Raw genomic sequence first — 24,443 nt, 5'->3', positions numbered from 1 at the left:
GTTGAGTCTGTGACCCGCTGGTTGAGATTGACGAAACCAGGTTTCGTCAATCTCGACCAGCGGGGTTTCGCTGTTTTACTCGGTGAGTGAGATTTTCAGTGGGTTGCCGCCACGTGTGTCGAGAACCAGGCAGTCCACTCGGCGATCGCCCGAGTCTTTCCAGGTGGTTTCCGTTGGGTAGGCCGACATCTGCTTGAGCGTCTTGATGGTGGCTGCCTCCGTGGTCAGCTGGACGTCGGAGCAGACTTCCCCAGCCTTGGCCTTGAGCGCATCTACACCAGGGAACTCGTCACCGTCGCCGTAGTAGTAGGCCCCTACCAGCTGGGCGCCGTGAGGGCTGTCGCAGTAAACCACATCAGCGGGAGAGGAAGCATTCGTGAAGCCACGGAGGCAGTCGCCTTCAAGCCACTTCAGCGGTGAAACCTGAGACAAGATCACGTCCGCATCCGTTCCGGGGTCAGCTCCGGGTGCGGGGTCACCAGAAGCCCCGGGATTAACTTTTTGTTCCTGCGACTGGGCTGTGGTTGGAGCGCTGCCGGGGTCCGATTTGGAGATAGTGCCCAGAAAACTAACTAGCAGCCAACCCAGCAAGCCCAGTAAGGCTAGGCCAAGCAGGACAATGCCCAAAATGATGAAGAGCTTCTTGTTGCCTCCGTCACCGGGTCCGTTAGGGCCGCCGAACTGGCCTGGTCCCTGGGGGCCCTGGGGACCGCCAAACTGACCTGGTGCGGGTGGTAAGCCTGGCCCGGCTTGCTGTCCAGCCTGCGGGGCACCACCGAAAGCGGGTACACCGTGCTGGGATGGTGCCCCATAAGGCTGCTGCCCCGGAGTGCCAGCTTGGCCGTAAGGGTTGGCCGCAGCGCCGTTGGGCTGATCCTGCGCCGGAGCGCCGGGCTGCCCATACGAGTTTTGCTGGCCAAAGGCCGGGGGAGCGGCTAAGGGTACATCGGGGATGGACGGGACTGAAGTCGCACCAGCACCAGCACCAGCACCAGCAGCAGCAGCTGCCGCTGCTGCATCGGCTTCGCCGCGCGCCATCTGGGCAGGAGACTGCCAGGCGCCAGCCTTGGGCTGCCATGGCGTCGCCGACTGCTGCCACGGGGTTTCCGGGCGGCGCCAGCCGTGGCCATCGGCAATGCCTGGACCAACGTGTGGTGGGGTTGGCGGGGCCGCAACTGTTGCGGACTCGGCAGCCGGCTGGGCCTCGCCCTGCACATGTTCCGGCGTGGCTGGTAGCTGTTCGCCGAGCGGTTCGCCGGGGGATGCAGGGGCATGACCCTGCTCCGCTGAAGCCGGAGGCTGGGTTGGAGCAGGTGGCTCGAAGCTGGCGGGTACGTCCGGCTTATCCAGGGAAAGCAGAGGCTCGTTCTTGGATTCTGCTGCTTGCGACCAAGGATTGTTCGAGACCGGAGGTTGGCTGAAGTCTGTGCGCAGCACAGTGGTGGCGCTGTCCCAGTCAATCGGCTCAGCCACCTCGGCCGGCTCAGCTCCTTCAATCGGCTCAGCCACCTCGTTGCTCCCAGAGGTAGCGGCCACCTCTGGGCTCAGGGTGGAAGCGGGTGACTCGGCCATCTCGGGCCTATGAGCGGCAGTGGGCTCAGTGAAGGGGTTGTGAGTGGGTGCGTTACGGAAGTCCGGGATGGGCGGGGCGTTCTCCCCGAGACCGGTAGCAACACCTTGGGCTGCCAGCTGTGCCTCATGCTCAACGCGGGCGGCTTCTTTTTCCGCAGCTTCGAGATCCGCGCTCTCAACAACGTCTTCGCTGATGATGGCGGCATCTAGCTGCGGTTCCGCGAACTCGTAGTCGGAACCGGAGACTTCTTCAGAAGCGGACGCGGCGGATGGCTGACCATGCTCAGGGGGAGGGCCTTGTGGAGCGCCTTCTTCGTTGGCGTTACTGCTCTCGTTCATGGGGCTAACCTTCCGTGCTGCGTCCAAAAGTGGCACAAAAACTATGGATTGAAGTGGGAGTGTGCCACGTAGAGCAATCGCTTTCGCGAGCATTCAGGCACCCTGACCTGGCAAAAAGTACGGTCTATACGTGACTCTACCGAATAATGACTGCGCTTTAAGGCTAATGCACTGTTTGGCTATGGGCAGAACAGCCCATGTGCGGACACGGAGGGCGCAGAACTAATGTAATCTAGAAGTACGACAAATTGACCGAATATTCCGGAGCCTCGCTCTTAGCCCGAGCGACTACCTCCGGTCCAAGTGTAAAAGGGGGTCACGCCATGGGGCGCGGCCGTCAAAAGGCGAAGGCAACCAAGCAGGCTCGGGACATTAAGTATTACTCCCCGAACACTGATTATTCTGCTCTGCAAAAAGAGCTTGGTGCGACTACTCGGCGAGCCCCGAGCCATCACACTGAGATTCCTGCAGAGCCGGACTATTCGGCATATGAAGACAAGTATGCGGATCCGTTTGATGACGATGAGGTAGACACCCGCCGCATTGGCTAGGACCGTCTAAAGTACCATCCGCAACAAGCCCTGCATGACACACCGCAAATTTGCTGGTGTGACGTGCGGGGATTTTGTTGTTCCCAATCGCTCCAGTAAAAAAATGATCCCGATCCCGCTTTCTGACACCGGAATTCCGGTGTCAGAAAGCGGGATCGGGATCATTTCCCGAAAAAACTTACAGGGCGTAGTTGCCAACCAGGCGAACGGCGCCGCCATCAACACCCTTGGCGCCCTGCGTGTAATCCGGACCTGACTTATCCGAGTCGGAGGACTCAGCCGTCACGGTGCCCATAACCCACGCGGGCAGGCCACGTGAGTTCAGGCGCTCCACAGCGGCGTCCGCTGCATCGGCGGAAACAACAGCAACCATGCCCACACCCAGGTTCAACGTGCGCTCAAGATCGGCCAACGGCACGTTGCCCAGCTGCGAAACCAGGTTGAAGATGGCAGGAAGGCTCCAGGTGGAACGGTCAACCGTGCCGATGAGGCCCTGCGGCAGCACGCGCGCCAGGTTGGCAGCCAGGCCGCCACCGGTAATGTGGCTGAAACCGTGAACAGCCTTTTCCTGCGTGACCGGCAGGTAGCGGGTCAGATCCAGGCAGTCGGCTGCGTAGACGCGGGTGGGCTCCAGTAGTTCCTCACCCAGGGTGCGGCCCAGCTCCGAAACTTGACGTTCCAGGGCCCAGCCTGCGTGGTTGATGACGCGGCGAACCAGTGAGTAACCGTTGGAGTGCAAACCTGAGGACGCCATGCCGATGATGACATCGCCGGCACGCACCCGTTCCGGACCAAGCAGCAAATCAGCCTCGACGACACCCGTGCAAGCACCTGCGACGTCGTACTCATCCGGGGCCAGCAGGCCGGGATGCTCGGCAGTCTCGCCACCAACCAACGCAGTTCCGGCAACCTTGCAGGCCCCGGCAATGCCGCGCACAATGTCAGCCACGCGCTGCGGAACAACCTTGCCGGTGGCAATGTAGTCGGTCATGAACAGCGGTTCGGCACCAACCACCACAATGTCATCGACAACCATGCCCACAAGGTCATAACCGATGGTGTCGTGGATGTCCATGGCTTGCGCAATGGCAACCTTGGTCCCCACACCATCGGTGGAGGTGGCCAGCAGTGGCCTCTTGTACGTCAGTAGCTTGGAGACGTCGTAGAGGCCGGCGAACCCGCCGAAACCACCTACAACGGATGGACCGTGGGTGGCCTTGACGGCTTCTTTCATTAGTTCTACGGCGAGGTCGCCTGCTTCGGTATCAACACCGGCGCTGGCATAGGTGATTGCCGGGGCAGCCGAATCATGGGAGGCGTTGTTCATGGCGTCTCTTTTCTAGGGAATGCTCTAAGAACCGTTGGATGCGGTGCGGTCTTGCTCGGTGAGGATGTTTTCCAGCTCCGAGTCAGGGCCCGGATCGCAACCGGTGGAGGGTGTGGCGTTGCCAGCCTTGGTGCGCTCGAGCAAGTTCTTGCCCAAACGGTCGCTGGAGGGAAGTTCAATGGGGTACGTGCCCGTGAAGCAGGCCGTGCACAGGCGTTCGCGTGGCTGATTGGTTGCATTGATCATGCCGTCTTCGGAGATGTACTCCAAGGAATCGGCGCCAATGGACTTGGCAATCTCATCCACGGCTGCACCGTTGGCAATCAGCTCCGCACGGGAGGCGAAGTCGATGCCGTAGAAGCATGGCCAGCGTACGGGCGGTGAAGAGATCTTCACGTGGACCTCGGCGGCGCCGGCTTCCTTGAGCATGCGCACCACGGCGCGCTGAGTGTTGCCGCGGACGATTGAATCATCCACAACCACAATGCGTTTGCCGCGAATGACGGATTCAAGGGCGCTGAGCTTGAGCTTGATGCCGAGCTTGCGCAAGGTATCGCTGGGCTGGATGAAGGTACGGCCAACGTAGGCGTTCTTCACGAAGCCGTGGGCGAAGGGGATGCCTGATTGTTCGGCATAGCCGATGGCCGCCGGTGTCCCGGATTCCGGGACGGGAATGACCAGATCGGCGTTGTAGTGGCTTTCGCGGGCCAGCTGGCGGCCCATTTCCACACGAGACTCGTAAACGGAGCGGCCGGCAATGGTGGCATCCGGGCGGGCCAGGTATACGTACTCGAAAACGCAGCCGGCAGGGGTTGCCGGGGCGAAGCGCTGGGTGCGGACGCCGTCTTCATCGATCGCGATGAATTCACCGGGTTCGATTTCACGGATCAGCGAGGCACCAATGGTGTTCAGGGCGGCGTCCTCGGAGGCCACTACCCAACCACTTTCCAGGCGGCCCAGAACCAGCGGGCGAACGCCGTGCGGGTCACGTGCGGCGTACAGGGTGTGCTCGTCCATGAAGACAAAGCTAAACGCGCCGTGGATCTTGGGCAGCAATTCCATGGCAGTCTCTTCAAGAGAGGAGCCCTCTTTGCCACGCAGCAAGGTGGTGACCAGCGCAGTATCGGTGGTGTTTCCCTGAGCCATTTCACCCGCAGTGGGAACACCGTACTGGGCAATGACCATCTCATGCAGTTCAGCAGAGTTGGTCAGGTTGCCGTTGTGCGCCAGTGCTACGGTGCCGCTACCGGTTGCCCCCAAGGTGGGCTGAGCGTTGGCCCAATTGGCCGCACCCGTAGTGGAGTATCGACAATGGCCCACAGCCATGTGTCCGGTCAGGGTGTTCAGTGTGGGTTCGTCAAAGACCTGGGATACGAGCCCCATGTCCTTGTACACACTGATCCGCTTGCCGTCGCTCGTTGCGATGCCAGCCGATTCCTGCCCACGGTGCTGTAATGAATACAGCCCGTAATAGGTTAGTTTTGCAACCTCTTCACCGGGTGCCCAGATGCCCAGAACGCCACAAGCGTCCTGAGGTCCCTTTTCGCCGGGTAAAAGATCATGGGATAGTTTTCCGTCTCCGCGTGCCACGAGAAAATTATCTCATGTAAATTCGGCTCGCTCTAACCGGGTCTCAAGTGCGCGCAATGCGTGCTAGGTCCCGGCGCTTACGGGCACGCGGGGCGTACGCGCGCACGGGCATGCGGGCGCCAAACGGGCCTAGGCGGTCTCGGCCTCCGCGTTGCTGTGGTCATCGGGTAGCGGAGCTGCTAGGAGAGTTTTGCTGCGGCGCCGGCCCTGACGGTCCAAGATCAGGGCCATGACGGCGCCAAGGGTGGCGCCGGGGATCAGCAGCAGGACGGTGAAGAAGCCGAAGATGCTGGAGGTTTCAAATTCTTCACTGGGCGGTGCCATGAATGTAAAAATGGCCGCTGTAACAACGCCTGCCAAGGCGCCGGCAATCATGAACGGGACATACTTCGGGGCGCGGCGCACTGTCAGTTTGCGGGGCTCTCCGGAGGTGGTTTCAGGCTGGGAAGTCATGCCTTAAGGGTACCCGGCGCAGCTTGGAATGCCCTGCGAGGGCGGAAAGTTCGCTACAGGGGCAGTTCGCCGGAGAGATCGGCCCGCAATCCGGAGGCCGCCACCTGGCCTCGTTCCACGGCATCCGCCCAGCTGAGGGTGCCGCTCACCAGCCCGAGCCAGGTTGCGGCGTCGCACTCCACCACGTTGGGCGGGGTGCCTCGGGTGTGGCGCGGTCCGGCGATGCACTGGGTCACCCCGAAGGGCGGCACGCGCACCTCCACGGAGTTCCCTGGGGCGCGCGCGGCCAATTCTTCCAAGGCGTACCGCACGGCCATGGCTGTGACGGGGCGGCTGTGCTCGCCGCCGCGCCACGCGCTCAGGGCGGCGCTTCCCTCGGCAATATCGATGCGGCGCCGGGCTGCCATGGTCTCTCCTACGGTTTTTGATGGTGATGTTCGACGCCGGGTGGGCTGGGTTGGGCGGGCCAGATTGGGTGGCTGGGTTGTGCCCGAGCGGGCCCGGGGCGTTAGTCCAGGAGGGCGCTGACGGCCTGGCCCAAGCGGAGGCTGCCGGCGTGGTGGCTTCCACCCAAAACCGGAGGAACCACTTTGCCGAGCACCTGCGCTACGGCGGGAATGTCCAGGGCGCCGCTTGCCGCCAATAGTGTCAGGCCCACAAGAGTTGCAGCCCTGCCGTTGCCGTCGAGCATCTTCACGGCAACACTGGCCCCGTTGGGGGCAGCCAAAGCCAGAACTCCTTCGGCACCCAGCTTGGCAAGGACACCGAGTTCCTCCATGACCACGGTGTTGGGCCGGCCATGGCCTTGAACAGCCCACGGATAATCCAGCATGGAAGTTGCAATGGTGGCGGCCCGGGCGTTCGCATTTTTATCTGAGGGAGCCTTGGCCAAGGTGGTGAAGGCCCGGGCGAGACCTGTCAGGGAGACTGCCATGACGGGAGCGCCGCAGCCGTCGGTTCCTGTGTGGCGGACCGTTTCGCCGGTGTACTCTTCCATCACGGTGCGCACGCCCCGCTGCATGGGGTGGTTAGGCTCCAGATAACCGTCCAGGTCCCAGCCGTTTTCCACACACGCCCAGAGAAACGCCGCATGTTTCCCTGAGCAGTTCATGGCAAGCTTTGATTTGCCCCGTTCGGTGCGGACAAGCCAAGCGCGGGCATCCGGATCGCCGGGCCAATCAGCGGGGCAGCCAAGATGAGCTTCTGTCAGTCCAGCCGTCTTGAGCATTCCTTCGACAAGGTCCATGTGCTGGAGGGAACCGCTGTGGCTGCCGGCAGCCACAGCCACTTGTGCCCCGCGTAGCGGAACCCCGGCCTGCATGGCGGCGAGGGCTTGGAGTGGTTTCGCGGCCGAACGCGGGTAGATGGGGGCGCTGACGTCTCCCAAAGAGGTCACTATTGATCCGTCACCGGCCAACACCACGGCCGAGCCGATGTGCCTGGATTCTACAAAGCCGCTGCGTTCAAGGACGGCAAGTTCAACGGCGTCATCCGCCCGGAATGTATGGATCATGGTGTCATCTTAGCGAGCGAATCCGTGACGGCTCCCATTGCACGGCCTAAAGCGGTGACGCCAGTCCGGCGGATTCTTTAAAGACCAGTGGTACATCCCCGGCAGGTTTCGCGGCGGCGGCAGCAGCCTCGACGGAGCTGAGCTGGTCGGGGGCAACAAAGACGGTGACGGTTCCCGTGCGCCCGTCGGGGATGACCTTGTGGATGGCGGCGCCTTGTTCCGTGGGCAGCGTGTTTCGCCAGGCCAGGACCGCTTGCAGTGCCGTTTCAAGTTGTGCCGCATCAATGGTGACGAGTTTGGGGATGGCGCCAGCGGCCTTCACGATCGCTGCGGCGGCTTCCGTGGTCACGGCAACATGGAGTTGGTTCCCTTCAATCCAGGAATCCGAGTAGGCGTCGCCGAGTTCGCTGCGCAGTGATTCATTGAGCGCCAATAAAGTGCTGCTTTCTTCGGGGCTGGCCTGCTGGCTTGCCGCGGGGGATTCTTGTCCTTGGGTGGGTTTGCATGCACTCATGCCGAGGGCTCCTGCCATGGTGGCTGCGAGGACTATTGAGGAGATCTTCTTGCTGTTCATTGTTCCTCCGGTTAACGGCTGTGGGTCCCGTACACAGTGAACGGGACCCACAGCCTACATTCGTACCCGTGTGGGTCCGGCAGTATTTGTAGTGCATGGACAGCCTATTGCCTAGGTGGTTATTAGCCTGCGTTGTTGCGGCGGCGAATCAGCAGGAATACTGAACCTGCCAGCAGCAGCAGTCCGCCGGCTCCACCCAGTACCAGCAGGGAGCTGGATGCGCCCGTGTTGGCCAGGTCGTTATTGTTCGGCGCGGTGGTCGGTGCTGCTGTCGGAGCTGTGGTGGGCGCCGTGGGCGCCTGTGTTGCCGGGGGAGTGGTCGGTTCCGGCTTCGGCTCAGCGAGCACCGTAAAGGTGGAGGTGGCCGTCAGGGAATCGAGGTCATCCACGCGCTGTACCACTGTGACGGTGTACGTGCCGCTGGCCAGCTGGGACCCCAAGTCAACGCTCCATGTGCCGCCAACTTCCTGTGCTGCTGTGACCGCGTACGTGCCCATGGCCAGTCTGGCGCCTAAGGCAACGCTCCCTGCGCCGTTGACAACGGTGGCGTCGTAGGCCTTGCCGTTTACGGTGACCTTGACGGTGGCACCTTCAATGTTGGTGCCCGTGATTTCGTTGGGACCCTCGTTGAAGGCGAACTTCTGGCCATTGCTCGGGGAGGTGATGGCCGGGGCGGCTAGTACAACGGAGAAGCTGCTGCTGGTAGATGTGGAGTCATTCCAATCCTCTAGCGTCTGTTTGGCGGTAACAGTGTAGTTGCCGACGTCCAAGCCGGGGGTGAGGGTGAAGGACCACTTGCCATCAGCGCCAACCACTGCGGTACCTTTAGCATCGCCGCTCAGTTCAACCGTGGCACCAGCCTTGCCGGTGCCGGCAAGGGTGGTGGCCGGGGTGAGAACCTTGCTGTCAGCGGCGGGGGAGGTGATGGCCGGTGCGGCCAGTGTCTCCTTGATGACCTCAATGGAAGCCTCGGTAGTTTCCGAGGTGCTGTAGCCGTTCGTGGTCTGCGCGGTGACGGAGAAGGTGCCGAACTTGTTCGGGGCCTTGACACTCCATTTGCCTTCGGTGCCGACTGTTGCTTTGGTCTCGACGCCGTCAATGGTGACGGTGACCTTGGTGCCTGCGGGGGCGCCAGTTACGGTGCCGGTGACGGCGCCTTCGCGGTATACCGGAGCGGTGGTGGTGACCTTGGGGGTCTCCAAGAAGATCTTCACGGTGTAACCGTCAGTGTGCTTCAAGGCGTCCGTCAGGCTGACGCCGTAGGTGACCTTGCCTGGGTCCCCTGCGCTGATCATACCCACTGCGGTGCCGCCGGAAATGATTGATCCTCCGGAGTCACCTTGATCGGACGTCAGGTTGGTAGAACCGAAGCCGCGCACGGCACGGACATCGGTCTTATCGGCAGCAAAATTGATGCCCTGCACAAGGAAAGCGCCAACGCCGGAAACAGTCCCGCAGCGCCAACCTGTAGTACGCCCCGATTTACAGATGGCAGCACCCACAATGGCGTCGGAAGTACTGGTCACCGCAGGGCCGGCGTCCTTGGGGTTGGCCGGCGTGGTCCACTTGGTGACCTTCGGTAGCTGGTTCAGCGCTACGTCAGGTAACCCTTCTATATCTAGCGGGCCAACGTCAATGACTGCCACGTCGGTACCAATGTTGTTGACTTTGTTGGGGTCTTCGTCCCAGTCGGTTGGGGCCGTGGCACGGCTGTTGCCGGGGCCGCCGAACTGTGACGCTCCGAAAAGTCCGAGGGATGCAATTAGATTGCCGCCGGGCCCACCTACTGCGGGCTCGGTCTCAGGGTTTGTCAGGAGCGTTAGCTTAGCTGCGCCATCCCTGGCGCAGTGACCGGCTGTGATGATGGCTGCTTTGCCTGTGGCGTTGAAGCCGTTCCAGCCAATGGAGCAGGCAGCGCCACCCTTTTCCGAGAAGGCGGCATAGCCTTGTCCGTTGGTAACCTCGGTTGCCAAGGCAGTGGCGGGACCTGCTGCGGTCTCCACTGTGACATTACTAAACGTGGCGGCGAAGTCAGTCACCGAGGGCTTAGCCGCTGCAGAGAACGAACGAGCCTTGGCAGCGGTTCCGCTGCTTGCTGGTTCGCCGGTGCGGATGACGAACCCGCCCTTTTCGTTGGTCATGATGGATTGCAGGTTTGCTACACCAAATTCGCTGATGTAGGCGGCCAAAAGAGCATCGATGTTGGTGGCATCAGTTCTTGAGGACAGTGGAGCCGCCGGAACCGAGCTGAGGGTGATCTTGGAGGGGTCGACGGCAGCTTTGGCTGCAGCGGCGCCAGCGGGAGTGGCGTGGACGTTGATTGTGTCCCCAGTGATGGAGATAACTGCCGCCGGGTCAGTTTTGGCAACCGCGGCCTGCACGTCGCTGGCCTTGGCGGCCAGTTCCCCCTGGGCGTTGAACTCATCAACACTCATGTTCAAGTCGCGGTCGAGCGCCTCGGCCAGGCCGCTGGGCAGGGCCGCTGTGTCAGAGCCTGTTGCTGAAGGCGTAGCAGAGTAGCTGGCCTCGGCAGCGATGGTTGAGGCAGAGGTCGGTTCAGCCGTGGGCGCTGCTGTGGCGACACTGAAGCTGCCACCCAACAAGACGGCAGCTGCGGCGCAGGCCGCACCTCCGCGTTTAACGAATGCGCGCGTGGATGCTTGCATGTAGGTGGTTCCCCCTGATGAGAGTGAAAAGTCCTGATGGATTGAAAGGTACGCGAAAGCACCATTATCTCCTGCGGGGCAACGGAGCAATCCGGGCATAAAGATATTAAGTGGAGTAATTGCTTGCACTATAGATTGCCGATCTGCTTCACAAGAGGGCCTACATCACTGCAATGGCAGGGAAATAGCTCCGCCCATTGTTACCTTTGAATGATCATGACTGATGATTCCGGGCACCTTCGCGGCACATCTTCTGAATATGAAATTCAAATTGTTACGGTACTCGCTAGTTTCGCAGGAATGTCCAAGCCCGGCACTCACGCCCACATGCGGCAAGGCTTAAAGCAGAGAGCCTCCGCCTGGGTTTCGAACCGGTGTCTGCATCACACCAAACCGTGCCAGGAAGAGGCTCTGTAACCGTTCACCCAGGGTTGGGCGCTTAACCCGGGGGTGGGCACCCAACCTTGAATAATTCAGCGATCGCTAGCGATGCGAGGCCGCATGCTGGGATGCACGACGGCGACGAATACCAACTGCTGCGAAGGTGGCACCGAGTAGCAACAAGGCCAAGGCCACGCTGCTCACGAGGGCCGTGTTTGCGCCGGTGTTGGCCAGTTCACCCTGGCTAGATTGCGGGCCTGGCGTAGCGCTGCTGCCGCTTGTACTGGAGCTGTTGCTGTTGCTGTTGCTGTTGCTGTTGTTGGGGCTGGCGCTGGGAATATTATTCTCAGCAGCCACTACCTGCAATGAGGCCCAGCCAAGAAGGGAGCCGTCTGAGTCTTGGACAACAATGCGGTGTTGGCCGAGCGAGGCATCAACGGGCACCCTTGCGGTGAAGGTGCCCGCCTCATTAGCCGTGAAATTTCCCATGAGTGTTGGAGTTGAGTAGAGCCAAGCCCAAACCTTGGAGCCAGCAGCTTCACTCCCGAGTGAAACTTCAATATTTTGCCCGGCGGTGGCAGATGCAGGGGCCAGAACACCCCCGCGATTCGCTTCGTTAAGAGTCTGCGGATCAAGGGCCGCCGGGGTCGCGCTGGGTTCAGAAGTGACACTCGGTTCGGCTGTCACCGTGGGTTCCGGGGTCGCCATCGGCTCCGCCGGAGCAGTGACACCTGCCTCAGTCACCCACTTTTTCCCGGCATCAGACTTGTTGATGGTGAACTCGTCGTAGAGGGCCCCTACCGGCAGATCGGTGGTTGCGTTGGCGGTCTTTTCGGCGAGGTAGGAACGGTATCGCAGCTTGTCGCTGGAAACGTCCACTACCTGGTACGTAGTCACGCCTGCACCTCGGAGCACCTGAGTGGCGCCATTGTTGGTCCACACGTTCTTGGCATCAGTTTCGAGGTTGTAGTGCTTAGCTCCGGAGTTGGAGACTGCGTAGACCGGGCCGGTCGTCAGCCCCGGAGTGTCAGTCTTGTCCGTGTTCAGGATCCCGCGGCCATAGGTATGGTCGTGTCCCATGAGCACCAAATCGATGTTGTGCTTCTGGAAGATCGGAACCCAGATCTCGCGCAGGACTGGCTCATCTCGGCCACTTGAGGTGGAGAAAACCGGCTGGTGGAACGTCACCACATTCCACTTGGACGGGCTGGTTTCAAGCACCTGATCAAGCCAGGCGCCCTGGAACTCGGTCCAGAGCCGGGCAACTTTGGTGGAGGGGCATGCCGCTTCAGTACATGCCGGCAAGTTCTCCGGGGTCAGGAACGCGGTGTCTCGAGTGGCGTTGATGGTGATGAACCTGGTGTCCTGATAATCGGTGAAGTAAACGGTTTCCGCGGCGAAATCAGCCCAGTGCGTGAAGTACGCGGCGTACTGGCGGGAAACATCCGTATCTCCAACGGCGAGCTTGGACATGTCACCGATGGTTTCGGCGCTGGGGTTGTTGTGCGGGTATTCGAAGTTGGCCTTCCATGCCTGGAGCTTCTTGTCACCGGAGTATTCATGGTTGCCGGGGGCCGCCATGACATTGGTTGTTGCCGCAGACTTTTCCATGCCAGCGAACCAGTTGAGCCACTGGGTTTCGTTATTGCCGGAGTCAATCAAATCTCCTGCGTGAACGGATCCTATGGAGTCAGGGGCCTTGGCTTCTGCTTGGCGCACCACCTCGGGCCAGGTGGAATCGAGGCCGATCTGTGCGTCACCGTAGTAAATGAACTGGAAGTCCTTGGTATTGGGGTCAGCTGTGGTGAACGTGTTCCACTCACTCCAGCTCCCTTCCAAGCCCACCCGGTACGTGTACTTACTGGCGGGGACCAAACCGGAAATGGTTGCTGAATAGTGCGGCTTCGGGTTGCCGTTCACCTTGCCGGCCATATAGGCGTCAATGGTGCGCTCACTGCCGCCTGATGTGCGCTTGATCTGGACTTGGCCACTGGTATGAGTGGCATCGCCGGCCAGCCAAGAAAATGACTGGGAGGTTTCCGGGGTAGTAGTGGGGGTCAAAATTACTCGCGACGGCGGTGCGCTCAAGGTTTCGCCAGCCTTCGTCAAGCGGACGGAGGGGACATCCAGGTAGATATCGGAGCTGGTTTCTCGGTCTTGGTAGAGGGCAATAGCAACCGTGTTGGTGCCCTCGGTCAGCACAGAGGAGCTCGCAGAGAAGGTGTTGGAGACGGGGTCGCCGTTGCCGGTGCCAGCGTATTGCTGATTCTCGCTTCCAGTAGCCCTTTCGTCCAAGAAACCAGCAACCTTGATGCCGTTGATCCACACGGCTGCGGCATCGTCGTGGACCAGATCGCCAACAATGGAATCAATTCCGGCCTTGGCGCCTTGGCCAAGTTCGAAGGTGCTGCGGAAGAAGTATGTGGGGACGGCCGGCGAACTTTTGCCGTCCAGGTAATGGTTCAGCAGCGTGGTGGGAGTGTGCTGACCAACTGCAGCGAGTTGGCCCTTCTTGGCTCCGAATGATCCCTTGGCGCTCTTCCACGTTGAATCGTCAAAGCCGGAAGCGGTCCATGAGCGCACATCGGCTGAGCCACCTGCGGGGTCGGATCCGTCGTCTAGATACTGCCAGGTGGTCATTGCCGTGGTGATGACCGCAGCATTGCGAGCAGGAGCAGGAGCAGGAGCATCGGTAATCGGAGCAACGGCAAGGGCCGCTGCAGGGAAGGCAAGGGCGCCGCCGAGCACAGCGAGCAGCACGGCCGAAGCTAACCCTCGGTGATGCCTTCGGTCCGGGGACTTGGTCAATGTCATGTATTCCTTCACTAGGGATTCAAAAAGCATGTGCGGTCAGCAGGGGCCTGGTGCCTTGCTTGCGCCTTCACAACCTGTGGAGGTTGGAGAATGCGGGTGACGCGCATGAATCTTGAACCTATTGAGCCATGGTTGCCTCCAGCATGCGCCCAGCTAGTTTTCAGGTAAATCGGCGGTGAACACTGCGCGGTGACTTTGCAAAGAACCTCCAGTGGAACGTCATTGCGTGGCGGCCCCGAGTGAAGCGTTGTGATGGGAGAACTTTGAAGTCATCATCTGCCCCGAGGAGCGGATGATCTACCTGGCCAAGTACCCTAGAGGGGTGAAGGTTTTAGTCATTGGCCCCGGAGGCCGCGAACACGCCATTATCCGCTCGTTGCTCAGCGACCCTAACGTCAGTGAAGTGCACGCCGCACCCGGTAATGCCGGGATCGGCGCCATAGTACCCACACACGCCGTGAACGCCAGTGATCCAGCAGCCGTGGCAGCCCTGGCAGTGAAGCTTGACAGCGACCTCGTTGTGGTGGGCCCCGAAGCCCCGCTGGCAGCTGGCGTATCCGACGCTGTCCGTGCCGCAGGTATTGCGGTATTTGGACCCAGCAAGGAAGCCGCGCAGCTTGAGGCGTCCAAGGCGTTCGCCAAGACCGTCATGGCAGAAGCCCAGGTTCCCACGGCCATGGCCAAGGTTGCCGTCAATAGTGGCGAAGCTGCAGACGCCCTAGACACGTTCGGCGCCCCCTATGTGGTCAAGGATGACGGCCTTGCAGCGGGTAAGGGTGTAGTGGTTACAAATGACCGCGACGAAGCCCTGGCACACGCCCAGTCCTGCTTTGACGTGGGCGGCACGGTGGTCATTGAGGAGTTCCTTGACGGCCCCGAGGTCTCCCTCTTTGTTCTAGCCGACGGGCGGACTTGTGTACCACTGGCCCCCGCGCAAGATTTCAAGCGCATTTTTGACGGCGACGAAGGTCCCAACACTGGCGGCATGGGAGCCTACTCCCCGCTGGAATGGGCCCCGGCAGGGCTGGTGCAAGAAGTCATTGACCGCGTTGCCCAACCCACCATTGACGCCATGGCCCGCCGCGGCACCCCCTTCACCGGTGTGCTGTACTGCGGATTGGCTCTGACCAGCCGCGGCACCCGTGTCATTGAGTTCAACGCCCGCTTCGGGGACCCCGAAACACAGGCTGTCTTGGCCCGGTTGAAGACCCCCCTTGGCGGCGTGCTCCTTGCCGCAGCTAAGGGCCAGCTTGATGAGATTGACGAGTTGCGCTGGGCACCTGAGACGGCTGTCGCCGTGGTGCTGGCCAGCGGCAACTACCCTGAGGCGCCACGCACCGGGGACCGGATTCGCGGTTTGAAAAAGGCGAACCGGCTCGGCGGCGTGCACGTGCTCCATGCGGGCACCGGCACGGACGCCTTCGGAAATACTGTCAGTGCCGGAGGCCGGGTGCTCGCCGTGGTTGGTTTGGGTGAGGACCTCGAAGACGCCCGCGAAAAGGCGTACGCCGGCATTGAGCTGATCTCCTTGGAAGGTGGCCAGTACCGCACGGACATTGCGGCCAAGGCTGCCCGCGGGGAAATCACCGTGGCCACCATCCTTGAACAGGCCTAGGAGCCACCTCATGAGTTATTCTATTCCCGCTGCCCCCGCCCTGCCCGGCTGGACCCACGTCTATTCAGGCAAGGTCCGTGACCTCTATATCCCCAACCCCTCCGCCTTGCCGGGGGACCCTGCCGGTTCCCCCGGCGCGGTCCGGACCCCGTTTGCCGGCCGCGATGATGTGGTTCTTGTGGTAGCCAGTGACAGGATCAGCGCTTTCGATCACATCCTGGTCAGCGAAATTCCGGACAAGGGCGCCATCTTAACGGGGTTGAGCCTGTGGTGGTTTGAACAGCTCAACGTGCCCAACCATCTGGTTGCCACCACTGTTGAAGATGGTGTTCCCGCGGCTGTTGCCGGCCGGGCCATGGTGTGCAAAAAGCTTCAGATGTTCCCCATTGAATGCATCGCTCGCGGTTACCTGACCGGTTCCGGGCTGATTGAATACCGTGCCTCACAGACGGTGTGCAGCCTGCCGCTGCCGGCCGGTTTGGAGGACGGTTCACGCCTAGTGGAGCCCATCTTTACACCCTCAGCCAAGGCGGAAGTTGGCGAACACGATGAAAACATCAGCTTCGCGCAAATGGTTCAGACGGTGGGCGAACACTCCTCCGAGGCGTTGCGTGCCATGACCTTGGAAATTTACTCCCGCGCCGAGGAAATTGCCCGTGAACGCGGCATCATCTTGGCAGACACCAAGGTGGAGTTCGGCACGGATCCGGCTACCGGCGTCATCACATTAGGGGACGAGGTGCTGACCCCGGATTCCTCCCGTTTCTGGGATGCCGAGCTGTGGGCTCCGGGTCAGGCCCAGCCCAGCTTTGATAAGCAGTTTGTGCGGGATTGGCTGATCAGCCCGGAGTCGGGTTGGGACCGCGCCTCTGATACTCCGCCACCGGAGCTACCAGCCGATGTCATTGAGCGCACCCGTGCCCGCTACGTGGAGGCCTTTGAACGCCTGACGGGCGCCACCTTCATCTAGACTCAACACAGCATCTAGACCCAACCCAGCAACGGTCCTGGCGAAAAGAGTGATTTCACTACTTTCGCCAGGCCAGCTGATTTTAAAGTGTTAGCTGTGAGCCGGCTCCAGCTCCGTCATAAAATCCTGCGCTACAGCGGCCCTGTCCAGCGCACCGGCCAGCGTGTAACGCTCCCTGGCATCGGTGTAGGCGGCCATAGCTTCTGGGCAGCGGTGGGCTGCCTGCAGAGCGTTACCCAAAAGCAACGCTGAATCTCCTGCAATGTGAGGTGCCAGCTCACCCTTCTGCTTCTCAATGCGCTCCAACAGCTCCAACGCCGCGGGCAGTTCATTGTTGAGGTAGTGCCAGCGGGCTCGAAGCATGGAAACTTCAAGAGTTTCCGCAAGGGTGGCGCCTACAACAGAGTGGGCTAGTTCGCTGCGTTCAATGGCTTGCAAGGTGGCAGGCTCCACCACGCCTGCCATGAGCCGAACCCACGCAGTGGCCTTGTTGAACTGGGCCCAGCGTGAGAGATCTGAGGCTGGCGAGAGCAACCTGCTGGCCTTTGCGTGGTGTTCGAGTCCCGTGCGGATGTCCGCCCGGATGAACGCTACATTGCCAATCACCCAGTGAATTTCGCCGGCCATCTGGGCAGGTGTGGAGTCGGTGACGGCATCGGCCAGGGTCTGGGTATGCATCCAGGCCTCATCCAGCCTGCCAGATTCCGTCAGGCCGCCAATGAGGGTTTGCAACGCCATCAAATAAGCGCCGAACTCTTCCTCACTGTCGCCGGAGCCAATACTGACGGCCAAGGTGCCATGCTCGATCGATTCCTGCAGGCGGCCTTGGGCCAGCGACGCCGCAGACATGACCTGGTGGGCGCGCAGTGACAAGGCATCACTATCGGCGGTGATGGGGTGTTCGAGCAAGGTTTGCAAGAGCTGCACAGCCTGGCATTCCTCGCCGTGGCGCAAGAGTGAATTGGCGGCCAGAAAGGTCATGTTCCACCAGGTGACCAGGTCCTTGTTGGACTGGGCCAGCTCGGCGGCGGCCTGCGCATTGGTGGCGGCACCTAGATAATCACGCGTATCCCAGCATTGCTGGGCGTAGAGGGAAAGCCGCAGCGAGCCGCTCTCCTTCGATGTGGCTGCTCCCTCGGCCCAGACGGTGATCGACGACGGGGCAAGATCGAGCTGCCGGGCAAGCTGCAAGATGATGTCAACCGTAGGTTCGCGGTGTGCGTTTTCCAAAAGAGAAATGTAGCTGGCAGAGTATAATTCCCCACCCAATTCGCCCTGGGTCAGGTGCCTCGCCAACCGTTCTTGTTTCAGCCGATCACCAAAACTACTGCCCATGGGGGATTCCTTTAACTCACCTGTTGCCGACTATTGGCTCAACTCTATTGCCTCGACCAGTACTAATTGTGGAAAACATGACAAAAGCTGTCAAATGCGGCGTAAATGAGCGGATTGGCCAACTAATGCTCTCATCAGAGCTGTACTCCAGCACAGGTAGTGAGCTTATAAAGCTTGGCGTGGCCTTCGCTAGCCACGAGCGTGAAGGCATCTGAATCCGCCGCCAGGGTGATGCCAGGATAGAGCGAGCGCGGATCATTGAAGGCAGGGATATAGTCCGTGCCGAAATCCAGTAGGAAAGTGACCCCCTGGCGTTTGGCGGCTGCACACACCTCTTGATCACTACCCACCCGGTTGAGCCAGAACCGCAGTGTGTAAAGATCCGGACTCAGATCGCCCTGTGAGCTGTACGGGAACAGCATGTGCCTATCAGCCAGTGCCATGGCCAGCGCCGATCCGTTGTACGGGTTATTGGCGATGACATCCTCGGTGGTGGTGTAATTGGGCAGCCTGTGGATGAGCGCCAATTCCTGCGCATCAATTTGGGCCAGCCCATTAGGCTCCGCCGGCACCTCAAACATGATTCCCACCTGGCCCTGCATCTGCCACAATCCTGGGTTGCTGAAGGCAAGCACGACGGCGAGCCCGGCCGCCGTCGAAAGTTTCCCCTTGCGCCGCCACACGGCAGGAGAAAGATTCCGGGTGCGCAGCTTGGTGCTCAGGAAATCGACCAGCTGGACCAGCCCCAGAGCGGCCAGGGGCACTGCCAGCAGCGGCATGAGCGCGGCAATGCGCTCGGGGTTGTCCCACCAGGGAGCCATCACAATGTTGGCCAAGGGGAGGTTGGTGCCAGCAGTCAAAGGATAAGTGAAGGCAAGCAGCACCAGAGCGGCCGGCAGCCAGCGCAGACCTGGCCGGCGGAATCCGGCCCGGACACCCACGAGCATTAGGACGGTCAACGCCAACGCCGGGAACCAGATGGGGGCGGGTGCGTGGGTGAAGTTGCGCAGCAGTGCCAGCGGGAAGAACAGGAATGCCGGGCTCGTGTAGGTAAAGAGGCTGCGGATTTGTGGCAGCACTGACAGCCCCGCGGCGGCAACCGCTATGACAAGCAGCACTAGCGCCACACGCATCCAGCCATGGCGGTGGCCACGGCGGTACCCGGTGCGTAGCCAGGAAAAGATCAGATAGGCCAACAGCGGGGTCAGCACCAGGAGAATACTAAAAACTCCGTTGGGTTGGGCCGTGATGGCACCGGGCAGGAACAAGGCCACCAGGGTCAGGGCCTGAGCCGGTTCTAGCCCGCGGTGAACGGAGGGGCGGAGAATGAGCAGTACTAGTGCAATGCCTACGGGAACCAGTGCGTTGGAGAGGAAATTGGGGTAGGCGGAGCCGTATTGCAGCAACAGCCAGGGAAAGGCGGGGAACGCTGCGGCTAGCACCCCTGCGCTGATTAGCAGAAGCGGGCGGGGGCCAAAGAGTGTGCGGGTCAAAAACATTGCGCTGAGCGGCCACACCAACCCTGCCACGGCCAGCCAGATCAAATTGGTGGCCGCCGGTACGCTGATGCCGCTCACTAGGATCAACAGGCTCACCAGCCCGTGCCACGCCCCGGGGTAAAACGAAGACTTGATGGTGGGCAGGATAAAGCTGGAAATCGCAAAGGATGACGCGTTTTTGGTATCCACCGCATGGGTGACCGCGTTGAGGTGGAAGACGGAATCGTAGCCCTGCGTGAACTGTTCAGGTGTGGGGGCCACCAACAGCAGTAACAACGTGGTGATGGCCAGGGACACGCCAGCGCCGGCGAGTGCTGCTCCTAGCCCTACCCGTGAGCGCGGGCCCGCTATGAGCAAGATATTGTTCAGCGCCGGAATGAGGCGCCGTGCCGCCCACGCTGCCACGGTAGCAACGGCTGTTCCCAAAAGCACCACCGGGAGGCCCCACGGCAGATGGATCAGGGGAGCCACCACGGCGCTTACGGCCAGCACAGAGACGGAAACGGCTGGGGCCAGGAACAGTGCCATGAGTCCGCGGATGCGCAGGGCCATCAGGACGGCGGCTCCGGGCAGGGCCAGAATCAGCAATGCGAGGGCAAAGGCTGGCACCGCCTCAAGCCAAGAGCTCACCCAAGATCCTTAGCACGTAGTACCAGCTCAGCTGATAGAGCGGAGATCAAACTTTTTTAACAATGCTGGACTTGAGCTTCATGGGCCCGAACCCGTCAACTTTGGCATCGATGTCATGGCCGTTGACGGGGGAGATCAAACGGATGTTGCGGACCTTGGTGCCGATCTTTAAGTCCTGCGGGCTGCCCTTGACCTTCATGGTTTTGACAATGCTGACAGTGTCTCCATCGGAGAGGATATTGCCTACGGCGTCCTTAATGACGCTCTGGGCCTCGGCGGCAGATCCCTCATCTTCGGTGGGGGACCATTCGTGCGCACATTCCGGGCACACCAAAAGTTCACCCAGCTCATAGGTGTACTCGCAATTGCATACGGGGCACGGTGAAAGTGTGTCGCTCATGGTTCCCATCTTAGACGGTGGGTGAAAAGTGGGTGCCGAGTGGGGCCACCAAATAAAAAACAGCGACATCCGTTGGATGCCGCTGTTTTTATGTGGTCGGGGTGACAGGATTTGAACCTGCGGCCTCGTCGTCCCGAACGACGCGCGCTACCAAGCTGCGCCACACCCCGATCCGCTGTTTTCCGCAACCAGTGACGGTCTGGAAAAGCAACCTCTCAAGAATAGCGGACAACGGCCCTGAACACGAAATCGAGGGGGCTCGTAGGTAAAGCGTTCTCACATAAGGGTTGCGTTGCGCAGAGCAATCAGGGCGTTGCTGGTTTGAAGGTGACGGTGCCGTGGCTGTTGCTCAGCTCCAGCGAATCCTTGGCCACGGTGTAGTCCAGAGGCGCCGAGAAGAACTTCACCACCCAGCCTTCGTAATCGTTCTGTGGGCTCTGGCAACCCATCATGGTCATGGCCATATTGGGGGCCACAGTGAACGTGGTGTCAGTGACCGTGGCTGAACTCATAACCGTGTTGCAGGGGGTCTTGGACGAGAAATGGATACCGCCGTCCTGCTCCGAGGTGACCAGGGTGAATGGATCGGTGCCCAACCAGGGGAGTGCGCCGGTGGCGTCACTGCCGCTGACTGAGATCAGGTTCAGGCAAGCAAAATCCTTGGCTGTGGCTGGGATGCCGCCGGCCACAGGGGTGCATGCTGGTGCCATGGCATCGGCTGACGGATCTTCCTCGGAAGAAATGGTGTCTCCTGAGGCCGGTCCGGAGGATGAGGCGGGTGCGGCGGGTTCCCCTGCCGGGCCTGACGCCGGTGAACCACAGGCGCTTGTCAGCACCAAGGCCACCGCTGCTCCCATGAGAAGCAAGAATTTTTTCACAATAGTTCCTTACATGTTTGGCTGCCGAACGGCGCTCCGTACTTGGCGCTCAGGATTTGGTATTCAGGATTTGGCGCTCAGGGTGAGGATAACCGCTTCAGGGCGGCAGGCGAAACGGAAGGGGGCCGTGCGGGAGGTGCCGATGCCCGCAGAGACGTTCACCGGCGCAGTACGTCCCTGGGATTCCCAATCATTGAGGCCCCTGGCACGCCAGGTGGGCAGATCACAATTACTGACAAGCGCGCCATAACCGGGTATGCAAACCTGCCCTCCGTGGGTGTGCCCTGCCAAGATGAGGTCAGCGCCGTCGGCCGTAAAGTGGTCCAATACCCGCTGGTACGGGGCGTGCGCCACAGCCACCTTTACATGGGGTGCGCGCTCCTGCCCGGCCGCACCACGCGGCCAGCCGGCATAGCGCTCCCGGGAGAGGTGGGGATCGTCAACGCCACTGAAATCAAAGCGTATGCCGTTCAGCGCCAGGGACTGGGCGCGGTTGGTCAGGTTGACCCAGCCGCCCATGCCAAAACCAGTGTGCAAAGCCTCCGTGTCCAGGGCAATGGGCTGGTGTTTACCCACTGGGGGGGCCTTGGACGGGCCGGCGAAGTAGGAGAACGGATTCCTGAAGCGGGGCGCAAAATAGTCATTAGACCCCGGGACAAAGACGCCCGGAAAATTCATGAGCGGGCCCAGTGCGTCCAAAAGTGGGGCAATGGCGTTGGGGTGACTGAGGTTATCGCCGGTGTTGACCACCAGATCGGGCTGTAGCTGGGCCAGCTCCCGCAACCAGCGGGTCTTCTTCTGCTGGCCGGGGGAGAAGTGGATGTCGGAGATATGCAGGACCGTGAACGGGGCGGAGCCCGGCGGCAGGATGGCCAGCTGTTCCTCACGGAGGGCAAACCAGTTTCGCTCAATTAGTGAACCGTATGCCACGGCGCCCACACCAGCGGCAACGGCAAGCCCCGCCGCCGCTTTCACAGAGGAGAAGCGGGACGGGGCTTTTTGCTTACTAGGCATGTGAGCTGCGCTCTAGTCTTTCTTGTCTTTGTTATTGTCTTTATTGTTGCCGTTGTTCTGCTGGCCCTTGTCATCAGATTTTTGGTCTGAATCATTCTGGCTCTGACCGGGCTTGGGCTTTTCAACCACCGGCGGGGGTGCGGGCGGGTAGACAATGCTGGCCGGCGGGGGATCGAAGGCGCCTACATCGTAGTTACCTGCAATCTGGTTCATGTACCCCTGCCAGGCCTTGCCTGCATAGGTGGAGCCGTCAACGTAGGGGATACGCTGGCCGGCGATGAGCTTGCCGTTGATTGACTGATCCTTTAGTTCGGGCGAGCCTACCCACGAGGACGTAGCCACACCGCGGGTGAAGCCGGTGGTCCAGGTGTGTTGAGAATCGTTGGTGGTACCGGTCTTGGCTCCAGCCGGGTACTGCAGCGGGATCCCGTAGCCGGAACCACCGGGCGCCAGTACCTGTTGGAGAGCCATGTTCACGCCTGCAGCCACTTCAGGCTTCACTGTCTGCTTGCAGTTTGCACCCGGAACTGGGAGCTTATCGCCCTTGGCGTTGGTGACTGAAAGCAAAGCAATGGGTGCACAGTAAATGCCACCGGAAGCGAACGTTGCGAAGGCATTGGCCATGGTCAGAGGTGCAACCTCGCCACTGCCGAGCAGTGCGCTGATGCTGGAGACGTTGTAGGGCTTGGTGACGTCACTGCCCATGTGGATACCGGTGGCCGTCATCATCTTCTGGATGTTGCAAATATCCAGCTGCGCGGCAGTTGCCATGGTTGCAGTGTTCAGAGATAGGGCGAGTCCCTGCCGGGCCGTGTACGTCCGGTAGTAAATACCGTCCGGGCCGTCGGCATTTTGCAGATCCTCGGCTACTTGGGGGTCGGAGCTGTCATAGAAACCGCCGGTAGAGCCGCAGCTGTTGGTCCACGGACGCGACTGGGGGTAGCGGCGCACCGAGGCGTTGACCGTGTCATCAGTCCTGTGACCAGAATTGAGCCATTCGGCAAAGGTGAAGGGCTTGATGGTTGAACCCACATCGAAGCCGCCGGAGCCGCCCAAGGAGTTGCCCTTGGCATCAAGACGGTCAACAGCAAAGTTGTAATCAGTTTTCCATTGCCCCTCTGGGGGTGCCATCTTCGTGTTTTGTGCCATGGCGAGGATCTTGCCAGTCTTGGGCTGAACGGAAACAATGGCCTGGCCAACTTTGTCCGGGTTGTTATCCATGGGAGTAAAGTTCGCCATCTGGGACTGGGCCGCGTCCTGCAATTTCGGATCCAGCGTGGTCTTGATGGTCAAACCGCCCTGAAGCAGCAGCTTGAGGCGGTCCTCCTCAGTTTTGCCGTAGGCCACGTCATTGACAAAGAGATTGCTGACGTACTCGCAGAAGTACTCTGCCCGCACGGCGCTGGTGCAGCCGTTGCGCTGGGGCTGGAGCTTCAAATCAATCTTGGCGGCAACCGCGTCCTTGTGTTGTTTGGCATCGATCATGCCCTGATCCAGCATGTGGTCCAGAACCAAGTTCCGACGTGTCAGCGAATTCTCCGGATTGGCAATGGGATCATAGATTTGGGGGCTGTTGACCACACCGGCCAGCAGGGCAGACTGCTGCAGGTTCAGGTCCTTGGCATGAATGCCGAAGTAGTTATAGGCAGCCGATTCAATGCCGAAGTTGCCGTTGGCGTACAGCACCCAGTTCAAGTACCCCTGCAGAATCTCGTCCTTGGAGTACTTCTTCTCGATGGCGATGGCCAGCTTGATCTCGCGAACCTTCTCACCGACACCCTTGTCGGCGCCCAGCTTAATTTTGTCATATTCGCCATCGGCAGCATACGTCTGGATGATGACGTTGTTCACGAACTGCTGCGTGATGGTGGAAGCACCCTGGCGGCCGCCGCCTTGGACCATGGAGCTCACCGCACGCATCAGGCCACGGGTGTCAATGCCACCGTGCTCGTAATAGCGCGCATCCTCCACCGCAACGATGGCGTCCTTCATGAACGGCGAGATCTCCTCAAGAGGGACCTCGGTACGGTTCTGGTCATAGAACGTCGCCAGAAGAGAACCGTCAGAGGCCAAAATCTTTGAGGACTGGGCCGGAGTACCAACATTCATCTCATCCGGGAGCTCATCAAAGAGAGTGATGGAGGAGGTGGTTGTGGTGCTGGCCAGAGCCGCTGCCGGAACCATGAGTCCTGCTACCAGGACACCACAAATAGTGCTGACGCCCAGGAAGAGAACTAATTTACCCAGCGTTGTGGCGGTATCGAAAATAGGGTGTTTTTTTGCTGCCATTTTTCCAGTTTACCGGCAGGGGCTACGCTTTGA

Annotated in this window: 18 protein-coding genes and 1 tRNA gene; 3 read left to right on the top strand and 16 right to left on the bottom strand. The window is 60.6% G+C overall.

The genetic code is table 11. The features are described 5' to 3' along the window. Positions 1-75 precede the first annotated feature (75 nt). Complete coding sequence (locus tag ABIB48_RS04750) at positions 76-1,911, bottom strand: hypothetical protein (protein WP_354212289.1); 1,836 nt, start codon at positions 1,909-1,911, stop codon at positions 76-78. A 323-nt stretch (positions 1,912-2,234) separates the two neighbouring features. On the opposite strand from ABIB48_RS04750, the gene ABIB48_RS04745 reads away from it, so the two are divergent. Beyond that, complete coding sequence (locus tag ABIB48_RS04745; RefSeq protein WP_110105179.1) at positions 2,235-2,462, top strand: DUF3073 domain-containing protein; 228 nt, start codon at positions 2,235-2,237, stop codon at positions 2,460-2,462. 178 nt (positions 2,463-2,640) lie between these two features. Here the strand turns inward: ABIB48_RS04745 and purM are convergent, their stop codons facing one another. The 8 genes from purM to ABIB48_RS04705 form a co-directional block, all read right to left on the bottom strand. After that, entirely contained in the window at positions 2,641-3,789 is a 1,149-nt protein-coding gene (gene purM / locus ABIB48_RS04740; RefSeq protein ID WP_110105178.1) for a phosphoribosylformylglycinamidine cyclo-ligase, read from the bottom strand. A 24-nt stretch (positions 3,790-3,813) separates the two neighbouring features. Further along, positions 3,814-5,379 (bottom strand): amidophosphoribosyltransferase, encoded by a 1,566-nt coding sequence (purF, locus tag ABIB48_RS04735; RefSeq protein ID WP_110105177.1) that lies wholly within the window; start codon positions 5,377-5,379, stop codon positions 3,814-3,816. Positions 5,380-5,508: 129 nt separating this feature from the next. After that, positions 5,509-5,832 (bottom strand): hypothetical protein, encoded by a 324-nt coding sequence (locus tag ABIB48_RS04730; protein WP_315913926.1) that lies wholly within the window; start codon positions 5,830-5,832, stop codon positions 5,509-5,511. 53 nt (positions 5,833-5,885) lie between these two features. After that, positions 5,886-6,239 carry a sterol carrier family protein gene (locus tag ABIB48_RS04725; RefSeq protein ID WP_110105175.1) on the bottom strand — a complete coding sequence of 118 codons (354 nt, stop codon included), beginning with the start codon at positions 6,237-6,239 and terminating at the stop codon, positions 5,886-5,888. Between the two features lie 101 nt (positions 6,240-6,340). Then, entirely contained in the window at positions 6,341-7,345 is a 1,005-nt protein-coding gene (locus tag ABIB48_RS04720) for an asparaginase (protein WP_110105174.1), read from the bottom strand. A gap of 46 nt (positions 7,346-7,391) precedes the next feature. Beyond that, entirely contained in the window at positions 7,392-7,919 is a 528-nt protein-coding gene (locus tag ABIB48_RS04715; protein ID WP_354212288.1) for a hypothetical protein, read from the bottom strand. A 122-nt stretch (positions 7,920-8,041) separates the two neighbouring features. After that, on the bottom strand, positions 8,042-10,585 hold the full coding sequence (locus ABIB48_RS04710) for a S1 family peptidase (RefSeq protein ID WP_354212287.1): 2,544 nt from the start codon (positions 10,583-10,585) through the stop codon (positions 8,042-8,044). 483 nt (positions 10,586-11,068) lie between these two features. Further along, positions 11,069-13,780, bottom strand: a complete 2,712-nt coding sequence (locus ABIB48_RS04705) for a purple acid phosphatase family protein (protein WP_354212286.1) — start codon at positions 13,778-13,780, stop codon at positions 11,069-11,071. A 322-nt stretch (positions 13,781-14,102) separates the two neighbouring features. On the opposite strand from ABIB48_RS04705, the gene purD reads away from it, so the two are divergent. Together purD and ABIB48_RS04695 are read left to right on the top strand one after the other, a co-directional pair. Further along, on the top strand, positions 14,103-15,395 hold the full coding sequence (purD, locus tag ABIB48_RS04700; RefSeq protein WP_354212285.1) for a phosphoribosylamine--glycine ligase: 1,293 nt from the start codon (positions 14,103-14,105) through the stop codon (positions 15,393-15,395). Between the two features lie 10 nt (positions 15,396-15,405). Beyond that, positions 15,406-16,365 carry a phosphoribosylaminoimidazolesuccinocarboxamide synthase gene (locus ABIB48_RS04695; RefSeq protein WP_354212284.1) on the top strand — a complete coding sequence of 320 codons (960 nt, stop codon included), beginning with the start codon at positions 15,406-15,408 and terminating at the stop codon, positions 16,363-16,365. A 90-nt stretch (positions 16,366-16,455) separates the two neighbouring features. Here ABIB48_RS04695 and ABIB48_RS04690 read toward each other — a convergent pair whose 3' ends face one another. From ABIB48_RS04690 to ABIB48_RS04660, 7 genes are all read right to left on the bottom strand, one after another. Next, entirely contained in the window at positions 16,456-17,700 is a 1,245-nt protein-coding gene (locus ABIB48_RS04690; protein WP_354212283.1) for a helix-turn-helix domain-containing protein, read from the bottom strand. Between the two features lie 134 nt (positions 17,701-17,834). Next, on the bottom strand, positions 17,835-19,829 hold the full coding sequence (locus ABIB48_RS04685) for a DUF6541 family protein (protein ID WP_354212282.1): 1,995 nt from the start codon (positions 19,827-19,829) through the stop codon (positions 17,835-17,837). A gap of 46 nt (positions 19,830-19,875) precedes the next feature. Continuing rightward, on the bottom strand, positions 19,876-20,229 hold the full coding sequence (locus ABIB48_RS04680; protein WP_110105168.1) for a zinc ribbon domain-containing protein YjdM: 354 nt from the start codon (positions 20,227-20,229) through the stop codon (positions 19,876-19,878). Between the two features lie 93 nt (positions 20,230-20,322). After that, positions 20,323-20,399: transfer RNA gene (locus ABIB48_RS04675), tRNA-Pro, on the bottom strand. 135 nt (positions 20,400-20,534) lie between these two features. After that, positions 20,535-21,107, bottom strand: coding sequence for an META domain-containing protein (locus ABIB48_RS04670; RefSeq protein ID WP_354212281.1), 573 nt, complete (start codon positions 21,105-21,107; stop codon positions 20,535-20,537). Positions 21,108-21,170: 63 nt separating this feature from the next. Continuing rightward, a complete protein-coding gene (locus ABIB48_RS04665) occupies positions 21,171-22,121 on the bottom strand; it encodes a metallophosphoesterase (RefSeq protein WP_354212280.1) in 951 nt (316 codons plus the stop codon). Between the two features lie 12 nt (positions 22,122-22,133). After that, on the bottom strand, positions 22,134-24,410 hold the full coding sequence (locus ABIB48_RS04660; RefSeq protein WP_354212279.1) for a transglycosylase domain-containing protein: 2,277 nt from the start codon (positions 24,408-24,410) through the stop codon (positions 22,134-22,136). Between the last annotated feature and the right edge of the window lie 33 nt (positions 24,411-24,443).

The sequence above is a fragment of the Arthrobacter sp. UYCu511 genome, assembly GCF_040547105.1.
Lineage (GTDB): Bacteria > Actinomycetota > Actinomycetes > Actinomycetales > Micrococcaceae > Specibacter > Specibacter psychrochitiniphilus.
Note: the sequence above shows the minus strand (reverse complement) of the source record. Positions and strands in the feature narration are given on the sequence as shown.

What these genes read in the sequence shown, in the direction of transcription:
- ABIB48_RS04695 (WP_354212284.1), top strand. Translation starts at nt 15,406, where the DNA reads ATGAGTTATTCTATTCCCGCTGCCCCCGCCCTGCCCGGCTGGACCCAC.
- ABIB48_RS04660 (WP_354212279.1), bottom strand. Translation starts at nt 24,410, where the DNA reads ATGGCAGCAAAAAAACACCCTATTTTCGATACCGCCACAACGCTGGGT.
- ABIB48_RS04680 (WP_110105168.1), bottom strand. Translation starts at nt 20,229, where the DNA reads ATGAGCGACACACTTTCACCGTGCCCCGTATGCAATTGCGAGTACACC.
- ABIB48_RS04720 (WP_110105174.1), bottom strand. Translation starts at nt 7,345, where the DNA reads ATGATCCATACATTCCGGGCGGATGACGCCGTTGAACTTGCCGTCCTT.
- ABIB48_RS04715 (WP_354212288.1), bottom strand. Translation starts at nt 7,919, where the DNA reads ATGAACAGCAAGAAGATCTCCTCAATAGTCCTCGCAGCCACCATGGCA.
- purM (WP_110105178.1), bottom strand. Translation starts at nt 3,789, where the DNA reads ATGAACAACGCCTCCCATGATTCGGCTGCCCCGGCAATCACCTATGCC.
- ABIB48_RS04705 (WP_354212286.1), bottom strand. Translation starts at nt 13,780, where the DNA reads ATGACATTGACCAAGTCCCCGGACCGAAGGCATCACCGAGGGTTAGCT.
- ABIB48_RS04745 (WP_110105179.1), top strand. Translation starts at nt 2,235, where the DNA reads ATGGGGCGCGGCCGTCAAAAGGCGAAGGCAACCAAGCAGGCTCGGGAC.
- ABIB48_RS04725 (WP_110105175.1), bottom strand. Translation starts at nt 6,239, where the DNA reads ATGGCAGCCCGGCGCCGCATCGATATTGCCGAGGGAAGCGCCGCCCTG.
- ABIB48_RS04730 (WP_315913926.1), bottom strand. Translation starts at nt 5,832, where the DNA reads ATGACTTCCCAGCCTGAAACCACCTCCGGAGAGCCCCGCAAACTGACA.
- ABIB48_RS04665 (WP_354212280.1), bottom strand. Translation starts at nt 22,121, where the DNA reads ATGCCTAGTAAGCAAAAAGCCCCGTCCCGCTTCTCCTCTGTGAAAGCG.
- ABIB48_RS04750 (WP_354212289.1), bottom strand. Translation starts at nt 1,911, where the DNA reads ATGAACGAGAGCAGTAACGCCAACGAAGAAGGCGCTCCACAAGGCCCT.
- ABIB48_RS04690 (WP_354212283.1), bottom strand. Translation starts at nt 17,700, where the DNA reads ATGGGCAGTAGTTTTGGTGATCGGCTGAAACAAGAACGGTTGGCGAGG.
- ABIB48_RS04710 (WP_354212287.1), bottom strand. Translation starts at nt 10,585, where the DNA reads ATGCAAGCATCCACGCGCGCATTCGTTAAACGCGGAGGTGCGGCCTGC.